Source organism: Pseudomonas sp. NyZ201 (genome assembly GCF_049860765.1).
Lineage (GTDB): Bacteria > Pseudomonadota > Gammaproteobacteria > Pseudomonadales > Pseudomonadaceae > Aquipseudomonas > Aquipseudomonas bharatica.
This window is the reverse complement of record NZ_CP187557.1, coordinates 3,620,969-3,632,294: the sequence shown is the minus strand read 5'-3', so window position 1 is coordinate 3,632,294 and position 11,326 is coordinate 3,620,969. Positions and strand designations below refer to the sequence as shown.

General features: G+C 65.3%; 13 protein-coding genes. 12 read left to right on the top strand and 1 reads right to left on the bottom strand.

Annotated features, from left to right (window positions below):
- Nucleotides 1-16 precede the first annotated feature (16 nt).
- From ACPFMA_RS16075 to ACPFMA_RS16060, 4 genes are all read left to right on the top strand, one after another.
- Nucleotides 17-1,921: a phytase gene (locus ACPFMA_RS16075; protein ID WP_425928205.1), complete on the top strand. Its 1,905-nt coding sequence runs from the start codon at nt 17-19 to the stop codon at nt 1,919-1,921.
- 79 nt (nt 1,922-2,000) lie between these two features.
- A complete protein-coding gene (gene tolQ, locus ACPFMA_RS16070) occupies nt 2,001-2,714 on the top strand; it encodes a protein TolQ (protein ID WP_425928204.1) in 714 nt (237 codons plus the stop codon).
- A gap of 14 nt (nt 2,715-2,728) precedes the next feature.
- Nucleotides 2,729-3,172 (top strand): ExbD/TolR family protein, encoded by a 444-nt coding sequence (locus tag ACPFMA_RS16065; protein ID WP_064304198.1) that lies wholly within the window; start codon nt 2,729-2,731, stop codon nt 3,170-3,172.
- 1 nt (nt 3,173) lies between these two features.
- Nucleotides 3,174-4,028: an energy transducer TonB gene (locus ACPFMA_RS16060; protein ID WP_425928203.1), complete on the top strand. Its 855-nt coding sequence runs from the start codon at nt 3,174-3,176 to the stop codon at nt 4,026-4,028.
- Between the two features lie 91 nt (nt 4,029-4,119).
- On the opposite strand, the gene ACPFMA_RS16055 is transcribed toward ACPFMA_RS16060, so the two are convergent.
- Nucleotides 4,120-4,734, bottom strand: coding sequence for a Yip1 family protein (locus ACPFMA_RS16055; protein WP_425928202.1), 615 nt, complete (start codon nt 4,732-4,734; stop codon nt 4,120-4,122).
- A 173-nt stretch (nt 4,735-4,907) separates the two neighbouring features.
- Here ACPFMA_RS16055 and ACPFMA_RS16050 point away from each other — a divergent pair, with 173 nt between their 5' ends.
- The 8 genes from ACPFMA_RS16050 (at nt 4,908) to ACPFMA_RS16015 (ending at nt 11,318) form a co-directional block, all read left to right on the top strand.
- On the top strand, nt 4,908-5,078 hold the full coding sequence (locus ACPFMA_RS16050; protein WP_420058060.1) for a hypothetical protein: 171 nt from the start codon (nt 4,908-4,910) through the stop codon (nt 5,076-5,078).
- A gap of 196 nt (nt 5,079-5,274) precedes the next feature.
- Complete coding sequence (locus tag ACPFMA_RS16045) at nt 5,275-5,568, top strand: hypothetical protein (protein ID WP_081263243.1); 294 nt, start codon at nt 5,275-5,277, stop codon at nt 5,566-5,568.
- 117 nt (nt 5,569-5,685) lie between these two features.
- Nucleotides 5,686-5,919 carry a PLD nuclease N-terminal domain-containing protein gene (locus tag ACPFMA_RS16040; protein WP_009400910.1) on the top strand — a complete coding sequence of 78 codons (234 nt, stop codon included), beginning with the start codon at nt 5,686-5,688 and terminating at the stop codon, nt 5,917-5,919.
- Nucleotides 5,920-6,104: 185 nt separating this feature from the next.
- Nucleotides 6,105-7,328: an SfnB family sulfur acquisition oxidoreductase gene (locus tag ACPFMA_RS16035; protein ID WP_425928201.1), complete on the top strand. Its 1,224-nt coding sequence runs from the start codon at nt 6,105-6,107 to the stop codon at nt 7,326-7,328.
- 9 nt (nt 7,329-7,337) lie between these two features.
- On the top strand, nt 7,338-8,711 hold the full coding sequence (locus ACPFMA_RS16030) for an LLM class flavin-dependent oxidoreductase (RefSeq protein WP_425928200.1): 1,374 nt from the start codon (nt 7,338-7,340) through the stop codon (nt 8,709-8,711).
- Complete coding sequence (locus ACPFMA_RS16025; RefSeq protein ID WP_064304203.1) at nt 8,708-9,373, top strand: methionine ABC transporter permease; 666 nt, start codon at nt 8,708-8,710, stop codon at nt 9,371-9,373. The genes ACPFMA_RS16030 and ACPFMA_RS16025 overlap by 4 nt, the downstream gene beginning before the upstream one ends.
- Before the next feature lie 35 nt (nt 9,374-9,408).
- Nucleotides 9,409-10,185: a MetQ/NlpA family ABC transporter substrate-binding protein gene (locus ACPFMA_RS16020; protein WP_009400915.1), complete on the top strand. Its 777-nt coding sequence runs from the start codon at nt 9,409-9,411 to the stop codon at nt 10,183-10,185.
- Nucleotides 10,186-10,325: 140 nt separating this feature from the next.
- A complete protein-coding gene (locus ACPFMA_RS16015; protein WP_425928199.1) occupies nt 10,326-11,318 on the top strand; it encodes a methionine ABC transporter ATP-binding protein in 993 nt (330 codons plus the stop codon).
- The last annotated feature ends 8 nt before the right edge of the window (nt 11,319-11,326 follow it).

The following is an 11,326-nucleotide window of genomic DNA, read 5'->3' as shown; positions in this document are numbered from 1 at the left end:
CAGCCGAGACCCGAACATGTTCAATGCAAGACCTTTCACCTTCGCTGGCGGCCTGCTGCTGGCCCTGACGCTGTCCCAGGCCGTGGCTGCCGCGCCGCTCCTGACCCTCGGCGAGCGCCTGCCCGGCAGTGTCGAGAATGCCCGACTGTTGGGTAGCGACGGCTTCTGGCCCGGTGCCGACCGTGTGGTCGCCGGCAAGCATGGCCTGCAACTGCTCAAGGCCGATGGCCAGGTGCTGAGCCAGCTGGATGGCCGCTACAAGGGCCTCGACCTGCGCAGCGACCAGCACGCGTTGCTGGTCGCCAGCCTCGATACCAGGCGCCAGCAGGCCCTGCTGGTGCAACTGCACAAGGACACCGGCTGGAGCACGCCGCTGTACCTGCCCAAGCGCGATTTTCCCGTCGAGGGCCTGTGCCTGTATCGCGACAGCGCGCGCAACAGCTTCGTCTTCCTGATGGGCGCCGAGGGCGTGGGCGAGCAGTGGCTGGTGGCAACCGCGGATCAGCCGTTGAGCGAAGCCCGCCGCGTTCGTGGCCTGAGCCTGCCGCCGCTGAGCGAGCACTGCCAGGGCGACGATAGCGGCGACAGCCTGTTCGTCAATGAACAGAACGTGGGTTGGTGGCGCTATGGCGCGGCGGCCGAGGCGCCGCTGCAACGGCGCCCGGTGGACCTGCGCGCGCCGTTCGGTGCCATCGCCAAACGTGCCGCCGGCATGGCCGTGGTGCCCGGCGGCCTGCTGGCCCTCGACCCGCTGGCCGGGAACCTGCACCTGTACCGCCAGACCGGCGCCGGTTGGAAAGCCGAGGCGAGCCTGCCGCTGGCCGGTCTCAAGGAGCCCGAGCAACTCAGCGTGCGCCGCGACGCCAAGGGCCTGGACCTGCTGATCGTCGATGACCAAGGCCAGCGTCGCGCCCGGCTCGATTGGGACCTGCCGCTGGCCAAGGTCGCCGCGCCGGTCGCGGTATTGCCGGCCCGCATGCAGACCGAGCCGGTGCCGAGCTTCGGCGATGCGGCGGACGATCCGGCGATCTGGGTCAATGCCGCCCACCCGCAGCAGAGCCGGATCCTCGGCACCGACAAGAAGGGCGGGCTGCTGGTCTACGACCTTGCCGGCAAGCAGTTGCAGGACCTGCGCGCCGGCCGGCTCAACAACGTCGATGTGCGCAACGGCTTCAGGCTCGGCGAGCGCACGGTGGACCTGGCGGTGGCCAGCAACCGCGATCACAACAGCCTGCAGCTGTTCGCCATCGAGCCGCGGACCGGCGAAGTCAGCCCCCTGGGCGAGGTCGCCACCCCGCTCAAGGACATCTACGGCCTGTGCCTGTTCAAGGACGCCGGCGGAGCGATCCACGCCATCGTCAACGACAAGGACGGCAGCTTTCTGCAATACCGCCTCGGTGCGGCGCAAGGCCAGGTCCAGGGCGAGCTGGTGCGCCGCTTCGCCACGGCGACCCAGCCGGAAGGCTGCGTGGCCGACGACCGTGGCCAGCGCCTGTTCATCGGCGAGGAAGACAAGGCGGTCTGGACCCTGGATGCCCGCGCCGACGCCCCCACCACGCTTGAAAACGTCATCACCGTGGGCGGCGCGATCAAGGCGGATATCGAAGGCCTGGCCTTCTACCAGGGCCAGAAGCGCGACTACCTGGTGATCTCCAGCCAGGGCAACGACCGCTACGTGGTGGTCGAGGCTGCGCCGCCGTATCGCCTGCGTGGTGCCTTCGCCATCGGCCTGAATGCCGAGCGCGGTATCGACGGTGCTTCGCAGACCGACGGCCTGGAAGTGACCTCGGCCAACCTCGGTGGGCCGTGGAGCCAGGGCCTGCTGGTGGTGCAGGACGGCCGCAAGCGCATGCCCGAAGGGCGGCAGAACTTCAAGGCGATTGCCTGGAGCCAGGTAGTGGAAGCGCTGCAGCTCGATTGAGCCGCTGTCATCAGCCGGCAATACCGGTGTCATCCAATTACACGACGCCCCGCCTGGCGCGGGGCCAAGGAGCAAGAACATGCACGCAAGCGAACCCATGAGCATCTGGGGCCTGGTCAGCGACGCCAGCCTGGTGGTGCAGGCAGTAATGGCCTGTCTGGTATTGGCCTCGCTGCTGAGCTGGTACCTGATCGTCCAGCGTGGCTGGAGCCTGGGCCGCAGCGAAAAGGCCTCGGACGGTTTCCTCCAGCGATTCCGCGTCAGCGGCGACCTGGCCCAGTTGTACCGCGAGAGCCAGGCGCACACTGCCGAAGGCGATGACCAGACGCCGCTGCAACGCCTGTTCGTCGACGGTTACCAGGCCTTCGCCCAGTTGCAGCGCCAGCCGCAGATCGAACACGGCGCCGTGCTCGAAGGCGTCGAGCGCAGCCTCCAGGTATCCCTCGCCGAGCAGGACGAGCGCCTCGACAAGGGCCTGGCCTTTCTCGCCACCGTGGGCTCGGTCAGCCCTTATATCGGCCTGTTCGGCACCGTGTGGGGCATCATGAATGCCTTTTTGGGCCTGTCCCAGGTCCAGCAGGCGACCCTCAACACCGTGGCCCCGGGCATCGCCGAAGCGCTGATCGCCACCGCCATCGGCCTTTTCGCGGCGATCCCGGCGGTCATGGCCTACAACCGCTTCAGCGCCCGCGGGCAGATGCTCAGTGCCCGCCAGTACGCTTTCGCCAATGAACTGCTGGCACGCCTGCACAAGCGTCTGCACTGCACCCCGAGCATGGCCGCGGTGGCCTGAGAAGGAGTTTTCCGATGTTGCTCAAACCCCAGCGCAAGCACGCCGTGAAGGCGGAAATGAACGTGGTGCCCTATATCGACGTGATGCTGGTGCTGCTGGTGATCTTCATGGTCACCGCGCCGATGCTGGTGCAGGGCGTCAAGCTCGAACTGCCCAAGGTTGCCGCACGGGCCATGCCCGCCGACAGCGAGCGGCAGGTGCTGACCCTGTCGGTGAAGGTCGATGGCGGCTTCTACTGGAATGTCGGGCCGGACCTCAAGCTCGACGGGCAGAGCGACAGCGCGGTCAGCCTCGAAGAGATGCGCGACAAGGTCGGGCGGATCATTGCCGAGCGCGGTGACACCCAGGTCTATGTGCGTGCCGACCAGGGCGCCGACTACGGGCGGGTGGTTGCCGGGATCGCCGAGTTGCAGCGCGGCGGGGTGAGCAACCTGGGCCTGATTACCGAGGAGCCTTGAGATGAATGCGATGAGTCTGCCGCTGCCCGCTGCGGGGCCTTTCGTCACGCTGCCGCAATGGCGCGTCAATGCCGGGGCCGCCGGGATGGCGGTGGCTCTGCATGTGGCGTTGGCGGTGGCTTTGCTCGGGCATGGCTACACCCCGCGCTTGCCGGCTCCGGTGGTACCGGTGATCACCACGCAGTTGGTCAGCGCGCCGGTGCCTGAGCCGGTCGAGCCTATGGTTGCACCAGAGCCGCCTGCGCCGGCGGCGGTCGAGCCTGCACCGCCGGAAATGCTGAAAGCCGCGGCGCCGGTGGTGCCGAGCGAGGCGGAGCTGGCGTTCAAGCGCGAGCAGCAGCGCGAGAAGCAGGAGCGGGCGGCGGAGCAGAAGCGCCAGCGTGAAGAGAGTCGTCAACGTGAGGAGAGCCGTCAACGGGAAGAGAGTCGTCAACGGGAAGAGAGTCGCCAACGGCAGGAGCAGCAGCGACAGGAACAATTGGCGCGGGATACAGCCGAGGCGCGGCTGGCTGAGCAGCGCCTGGCTGCCGAGCGCCGGGCGGCGGATGAGCGTGCCCGTGCCGCAGCGGCGGCGAGCCAGCAGTACCTGCCGATCACCAAGAAGGCTCCGGACTATCCGCAACGGGCGCTGGACAAGGGCATCCAGGGGGATTGCACGGTGAGCTACACCGTCGATACCCAAGGGCGGGTGCGCGATCCGCAGGTAGTGGAGGGTTGTCATCCGTGGTTTGCCCAGCCGTCGTTGCAGGCGGCGCGCAGCTTTCGGTACCAGCCGAGGATCGTGGATGGCAAGGCGGTGGAAGTGCCCGGGATCAAGAACACCTTCCACTACAGCATCGAACAAGGCTCACGGTAGAGGGTGTTGCTGATGGCCTCATCGCTGGCAAGTCGGGGCGCCGAACCGCAGCTCCCACAGTGTGGGAGCTGGCTTGCCAGCGATGAGGGCCTCAAGGCAACGTCGCAGGTCGCAGGTACTCAGGCTGCAAGGTGTTGAACCAGAACAGGATCATGCTCACCAGGATGGTCACCAGCACCAGCAAGCCGACCCCCCACACTGAAGCCGCATAGAGGAACCCCTTGTCCTGGTTCAATCGCATGAACTTCGGCAGGCCCACGAACAGCAGGTAGGTGGCATAGGCTCCGGCCACGATCAGCGCGGCCACCGCCAGCCAGCGGCTGGGATAGAGCCCGGTAATACCGGCCAGGAAGTAGGGCGTGGTGGTGTACGCGACGAAGCCGATGCATTGGTTCAGGGTTGGCCGCGCTTCGAAGGTTCGCGACATCCAGCGGATGAAGCCGCCCATGATCAGGGTGCCGACGAGCATGGTGAGGTACAGCAGCACCCCGAGTTGCAGTCCGCTGGCGACACTCACCCGTACCCGGTCGCCTTCGGCCAGGCTCCAGCCGGTCCAGGTGACCCCGATGAACAGGCAGATCGCCGGAAGCAGGGCCCAGAGCAGCAGGTGCGGGAGGTACTGACGCGGTTGCCGTTCTTCTTCGCTGCGGATGTCGACCCAGGCATAGTCCGGGTGGGTGAGGAGTTTGACCAGGTGAGCTTTCATCGGAGCGATCTCCTGTACGCGATGAACATCTGGAAACGACGCAGGTTTGCCGTGTTCCTTTTTTGTCCGCTTCGGGCGCCGAATGGTCGTCAGCGTGCCGGTGGTCGTGTCCGGGGATCTTTTCGCCAAGCGCAGCGGTCGGTTCCTGCATCGCTCATCGATGGAGAACAACCATGGCCAACAGCAAGCACACCGGCGCTGCACCCGACCAGCAGATGCCCGGCGAAGTGGAACGGGATAACGACGCCCGCCGGCCAGACGAACCCGGACATGGCAAGCGCGATTCCACCGCGCAGGAACATGCGAAAAGCCACAGCGGTGCCCCTGGAAAATCCTCGGGTTAAAAGGTTTTATTGATTGAAATGGTTATTTCGATATGCCACGAAAGTTCAAAGGAGTTGCTGAATTGTTCGCTGTGGCAGTAACTGTTAACCGGTCGTCAGTTATTCACGAATAATGACCGGGCTTGTTGGCGGAAACAATCCTGGGCGTTAGGCTCAGCAGGGTACTTAAATTAAAAACGGGCACAGGAGTGTGGTCATGAAATATCGCGGAAAGCATTATTGGGCCTGGGCCGAAGCACCTTTGATGAGCCGATCCCATGAAGAAGTGCTGGAAGGCGGCGAGACCGTCGATGTGCAGGTGCGCCTGTCCCGGGTAGGCGCAACCCAGCTGTTCATAGGCGTCTATTCTGCGGCCGGCGCACTGCTGGTCGAGGAAATCTACGATTCCCGCCCGGGTGAAACCATGACCCGGGCGATGAATTGGGGCGCGGCACGCGCGCGGCACCTGGCCGGTGTTTCGGTCGGCATGGGGATGGCCGCGGCTGTTTGAAGGGGCGTCATTAGTTAGCGCAACAGTTAATTGACTTACTGCTGCGCAATAAAATTTGAACCCGGATCCGCCGGTGATGACCCAACTTTGAAACAGCCCTGTTTCAGGAGAATCATCATGTCGGATCCGGTCAGCTATTTCTGGATCGCTGTTGCGGTCATCATCATCCTGGTGGACCTCTGGGCCATCGTCAGTATCTTCCGAAGCGACAAGCCGGACGGGGTCAAGGTGGCCTGGTTCGTCGGTATCGTGTTGTTCCCGGTGCTCGGGTTGATTGTCTGGGGCATCTGGGGGCCACGCGGGATCAAGGCCGGTACCGGGCCAAGTTCGCCGGAGCACAGCAAGGGTTGAACGGGGTGAGCGACTGATCTGCATCCAACTGTCCACCCAGCAACAGCAGCCCAACATTTTGCTGGCCGACCAGCCGGTAGAAGTGTTGGGCTTCTAATTCAAGCCATTGAAAATAAAGGTTTTTATCTGTTGGCATGGGATGTGCGATAGCCCCTTGGTCATCGCATTCCAGGATTCAACCTCCCATGTCCACACCTGCCGTTTCCGCCCACTACGACATCCGTCAACCGGACGCCCATATCATCCGCGACGATGCCGAAGCGATCGTTGTTGCCCACCGTATCGCCGCGTTGCTGCGCGAAGGTGCCGCCGAGCGCGACCGCCAGCGCCGGGTGCCGGCCGATGTGGTCGATGCCTTTTCCAATAGCGGCCTGTGGGGCATCACCGTGCCCCGTGCCTACGGGGGCGCCGAGGTGTCCTTCGCCACGCTGGCCCGGGTGATCGCCATCGTTTCCGCCGCCGACCCGTCCCTGGGGCAGATCCCGCAGAACCACTACTGCCTGCTGGAGGACATCCGCCTGCAAGGCACCGAGGAGCAGAAGCGCTTCTTCTTCGACCTGGTGCTCAAGGGGCATCGCTTTGCCAACGCCTTGTCGGAGACCGGCGGCAAGACCGTGACCGACATCCGCACCCGCCTGGTCGCGGAGGGCGAGGGCTATCGCATCGACGGGCGCAAGGGTTACTGCACCGGCTCGCTCTACGCCCATTGGATCGGCGTCCTGGCCCTGGACGAACAGGACCGCGCGCAACTGGCCTTCGTCGAGCGCGGCACGCCGGGCCTGGTGGTGGTCGATGACTGGGACAGCATCGGCCAGCGCACCACCTCCAGCGGCACCGTCATCGCCGATGGCCTGCGCGTGCCGGCCTTCAATCTGTTTCCCAGCTACCGCTCCTATGAAGTGCCGACCCTGGCCGGACCTTTCGCCCAACTGACCACCGCCGCCATCGACGCAGGTATCGGCCGCGCCGCACTGGACGACACCATCGCCTTCGTTCGCGAGCATGCGCGGCCCTGGGTGGACGCCGGGGTCGAAAAGGCCGGCGATGATCCGCTGACCATCATCCAGGTCGGCTCGCTGGAAATCCGCCAGGAAGCCGCCGAGGCCCTGCTCGAGCGCGCCGGCTGGGTGCTCGACGCGGCCAAGCCGGCTCCGGACGAAGACAACGTGGCCGCCGCCTCGGTGGCCGTGGCCAAGGCCAAGGTGTTGACCACCGAAGCCGCCATCGAGGCGACCAACCGCCTGTTCGAACTGGGCGGCACCCGATCCTCCCTGGCCCGGCACAACTTCGACCGGCACTGGCGCAATGCCCGGGTGCACACCCTGCACGACCCGGTGCGCTGGAAATATCACCTGGTCGGCAACTGGGCGCTGAACGGCATCAAGCCGGCGCGGCATGACTGGAACTAGGGGCCGGCCATGAGCAAGCAGATCCGTCTCAATGCCTTCGCCATGAATACCGTCGGCCATCTGTCCCCGGGCCTGTGGCGCCATCCCCGCGACCAGTCGCGGCGCTACACCGACATTCATTATTGGGTGGAACTGGCCAGGACCCTGGAGCGTGGATGCATCGATGGCCTGTTCATCGCCGATGTACTGGGGGTCTATGACGTTTACGGCGGCAATGCCGACGCGGCCCTGAGCAGCGGCGCCCAGGTCCCGGTCAACGATCCGCTGCAACTGGTGCCGGCCATGGCGGCGGCTACCGAGCACCTGGGCTTCGGAGTGACCGCCTCGGTGTCCTTCGAGCATCCGTTTCCCTTTGCCCGGCGCATGTCCACCCTCGATCACCTGACCAAGGGCCGCGCAGGCTGGAACATTGTCACCTCCTACCTGAGCAGCGGTGCACGCAACCTTGGCCAGCGCGAACAACTGTCCCATGACCAGCGCTATGCCCTGGCCGAGGAGTACCTGCAGGTGTGCTACAAGCTGTGGGAAAACAGTTGGGAGGAAGACGCGGTCCGCGCCGACCGCGACAGCGGGGTGTATGCCGATCCGGCGAAAGTGCACGGCATCGAACATGAGGGCGAGTACTTCAAGGTGCCCGGTTTCCACCTCAGCGAGCCGTCGCCGCAGCGTACCCCGGTGCTCTACCAGGCCGGCGCCTCAAGTCGGGGCCGGGCCTTCGCCGCAGCCAACGCCGAATGCGTGTTCGTTGCAGCACCGAGCAAGGCGGTGCTGAAGAAGCAGGTGGCCGACTTCCGTTCCGCAGCCGTGGCTGCCGGACGCGCGGCCGAGGATATCGTCATTCTTGAACAACTGACGGTGATCGTCGCCGAGACCGATGAGGCGGCCCTGGCGCGCTTGTGCGAGTACCGCGAGTACGCCAGCGCGACCGGGGCGCTGACCCTGATGTCGGGCTGGACCGGGATCGATTTCTCCCGATACGCACCGGAGCAGATTCTCAAGGAAGTCCCCAGCGACGCCATCCAGTCGGCGGTCGAAGCCTTTACCCGGGCCGACCCGACGCGCACCTGGACCACCGCCGAGATCGCCGACTACTGCGCCATCGGTGGCGACGGTCCGGTGCTGGTCGGTTCGGCCCGGACGGTGGCCGACCAGTTGCAGGAATGGGTCGAGGAAACCGGCGTGGACGGCTTCAACCTGGCCAGCGTGGTCGCCCCGGAAACCTTCGTCGCCGTGGTCGATCTGCTGGTGCCGGAGCTGCAGGCCCGTGGCCTGTTCAAGCGTGAGTACAGCGAGGGCACCCTGCGCCACAAGCTGTTCGGCCAGGGTGACCGCCTGCGCGCGCCGCATCCCGTAGCGGCGTTGCGCCGGGAGCGCGGGCAATGAACGAGCTGCTGGTCAACCTGAACTGGGGCGAAGTCGGCCAGGCCAGCCTGGAAACCCTGAGCATGCTGGCCGCTGCCCTGGGTTTTACCGTGCTGCTGGGCCTGCCCCTGGGTGTGCTGCTGTACCTCACCGGGCAGCGCCAGTTGCTCGCCAGCCCCGGCCTGTACCGGGTGATGTCGCTGGTGGTCAATGTGCTGCGCTCGCTGCCCTTCATCATCCTGCTGATCGTGCTGATCCCGGTCACCACCTTGTTGACCGGCACCTCGCTGGGCGTGCGCGGCACCATTCCGCCGCTGGTGGTGGGCTGCACGCCGTTTTTCGCGCGGCTGGTGGAAACCGCCCTGCGCGAGGTCGATCGCGGCCTGGTGGAAGCCAGCCAGGCCATGGGCGGCAGCACCTGGCAAATCATCCGCTACACCCTGTTGCCGGAGTCACGCACCGGACTGATCGCGGCGGTCACGGTGACGGCCATTGTCCTGGTCGATTACACCGCCATGGCCGGGGTGATCGGTGGCGGCGGGCTGGGCGACCTGGCGATCCGCTTCGGCTACCAGCGGTTCCAGACCGATGTGATGGTGGTCACCGTGCTGCTGCTGATCCTGCTGGTGCAGGCCCTGCAGATGAGCGGCGACCGCCTGGTGCGGCACTTTACCCGACGTTGAAACCCGTTTATTTACAGTCCATTGGAGTCAGAACCATGTTCAAGCAGTCCCTGGCGGTCCTGGCCGCCGCACTCATCAGTTTCTCGGCGCATGCCAATGAAAGGCTCACCGTCGGCGCCACCCCGGTGCCGCATGCGGAGATTCTCGAATTCGTCAAGCCGGTGCTGGCCAAGGAAGGCGTTGACCTGGATATCAAGGTGTTCACCGACTTTATCCAGCCCAACCTGCAACTGGCGCAGAAGAACCTCGACGCCAACTACTACCAGTACCGGCCGTTCCTCGATGATTTCAACAAGACCCGCCACACCGACCTGGTGCCGGTGGTGGGCGTGCATATCGAGCCCTTCGGTGCCTACTCGACCAGAATCAAGGATCTCAAGGACCTGCCCGACGGCGCCAGCGTCGCCATTCCCAACGACCCGGTGAATACCGGTCGGGCCCTGGTGCTGCTGCACGAGGCCGGGTTGATCAAGCTCAAGGACCCGAGCAACACCCTGGCCACCCAGCGCGATATTGTCGAGAACCCGAAGAAACTGAAGATCCGTGAACTGGAAGGCGCGCTGCTGGCGCGAGCGGTGAACCAGGTGGACCTGGCCTTCGTGTTCGCCAACTACGCGCTGGAGGCCGGAATCGACACCAGCAGTGCGCTGATCGTCGAGAAGGGCAAGGACCTGTACGTCGAGTACCTGGTCGCGCGGCCGGACAATATCCAGGACCCGGGCATCCAGAAGCTGGCCAAGGCGTTGAATACGCCCGAGGTCAGGCAGTTCATCCTGACCCGCTACAAGGGGCAGATCGCGCCGGGGTTCTGAGCCAGTCCTATTTTTCTAGAGCGCGTTGGCCCGTGTGGGAGCGGGTTCACCCGCGATTACGCTAGTGGCTTCACCGCCGTAATCGCGGGTGAACCCGCTCCCACAGGGGCGGTGATCAGCCGATATTTCAGGTGCTATTCATGACCAGCTTCCCACCGGAAACCCTCACCACCCATCTGCACCTCCAGGGCATCGGCAAGCGCTACGGCAACCTTACCGCCCTGGCCGAGATCGACCTGCATATCCAGCGTGGCGAGATCTTCGGCATCATTGGCCGCAGCGGCGCCGGCAAATCCTCGTTGCTGCGCCTGATCAACCGCCTGGAAACCCCCAGTGCCGGCCAGGTCCTGATCAACGGCCAGGATATCTCCCGGCTGGGCAGCGCCGAACTGCGTCCGCTGCGCCGCCAGGTCGCGATGATCTTCCAGCACTTCAACCTGCTGTCCACCCGGACCGTGGCCGGGAACATCGAGCTGCCGTTGCAGATGGCCGGCGTGTCCGCTGCGCAGCGGGCGCGGCGAGTGGATGAACTGCTGACCCTGGTCGGCCTCCAGGAACGCCGCGATGCCTGGCCCGCGCAACTGTCCGGCGGGCAGAAACAACGCGTCGGCATCGCCCGGGCGCTGGTGCTGGAACCGCAGATCCTGCTCTGCGACGAAGCCACCTCGGCCCTGGACCCGGAAAGTACCCAGGCGATTCTGCAGTTGCTGCGCGATATCAATCGCCGCCTGGGCCTGACCATCGTCCTGATCACCCATGAAATGGAGGTGATCCGCGACCTCTGCCACCGTGTAGCGGTGCTCGAGCGCGGGCGGGTGGTAGAGCAGGGCGAGGTCTGGCGGGTGTTCGGCGATCCCCGGCACGAAGTCAGCCGCCTGTTGCTGGCGCCATCGGCACATCAGGAGCAGGTCGAGGTTGCCGGGGAGCGGGTGCTGGAGCTGCATTACACCGGCGAACACGGCCTGGAGCCGGACCTGGCGGCGTTAAGCGAGGCACTGCCAGGGCTGCGCTTGTTGCACGGGGGTGTGGAGCGGATCCAGGGCAGGGCGCTGGGGCGCTTGCGGGTCGCGGTCAAGGACGGCGACCTGCAGCGGGTCAAGGGGTTGGCCGATCGGGTCGAGGTGGTCCGATAGTAGGTTAT

Excerpts from the sequence above, each read along its gene's own strand:
- ACPFMA_RS16020 (WP_009400915.1), top strand. The coding sequence starts at position 9,409 with ATGTTCAAGCAGTCCCTGGCGGTCCTGGCCGCCGCACTCATCAGTTTC.
- ACPFMA_RS16075 (WP_425928205.1), top strand. The coding sequence starts at position 17 with ATGTTCAATGCAAGACCTTTCACCTTCGCTGGCGGCCTGCTGCTGGCC.
- ACPFMA_RS16015 (WP_425928199.1), top strand. The coding sequence starts at position 10,326 with ATGACCAGCTTCCCACCGGAAACCCTCACCACCCATCTGCACCTCCAG.
- tolQ (WP_425928204.1), top strand. The coding sequence starts at position 2,001 with ATGCACGCAAGCGAACCCATGAGCATCTGGGGCCTGGTCAGCGACGCC.
- ACPFMA_RS16030 (WP_425928200.1), top strand. The coding sequence starts at position 7,338 with ATGAGCAAGCAGATCCGTCTCAATGCCTTCGCCATGAATACCGTCGGC.
- ACPFMA_RS16035 (WP_425928201.1), top strand. The coding sequence starts at position 6,105 with ATGTCCACACCTGCCGTTTCCGCCCACTACGACATCCGTCAACCGGAC.
- ACPFMA_RS16025 (WP_064304203.1), top strand. The coding sequence starts at position 8,708 with ATGAACGAGCTGCTGGTCAACCTGAACTGGGGCGAAGTCGGCCAGGCC.
- ACPFMA_RS16040 (WP_009400910.1), top strand. The coding sequence starts at position 5,686 with ATGTCGGATCCGGTCAGCTATTTCTGGATCGCTGTTGCGGTCATCATC.
- ACPFMA_RS16060 (WP_425928203.1), top strand. The coding sequence starts at position 3,174 with ATGAATGCGATGAGTCTGCCGCTGCCCGCTGCGGGGCCTTTCGTCACG.
- ACPFMA_RS16065 (WP_064304198.1), top strand. The coding sequence starts at position 2,729 with ATGTTGCTCAAACCCCAGCGCAAGCACGCCGTGAAGGCGGAAATGAAC.
- ACPFMA_RS16045 (WP_081263243.1), top strand. The coding sequence starts at position 5,275 with ATGAAATATCGCGGAAAGCATTATTGGGCCTGGGCCGAAGCACCTTTG.
- ACPFMA_RS16055 (WP_425928202.1), bottom strand. The coding sequence starts at position 4,734 with ATGAAAGCTCACCTGGTCAAACTCCTCACCCACCCGGACTATGCCTGG.
- ACPFMA_RS16050 (WP_420058060.1), top strand. The coding sequence starts at position 4,908 with ATGGCCAACAGCAAGCACACCGGCGCTGCACCCGACCAGCAGATGCCC.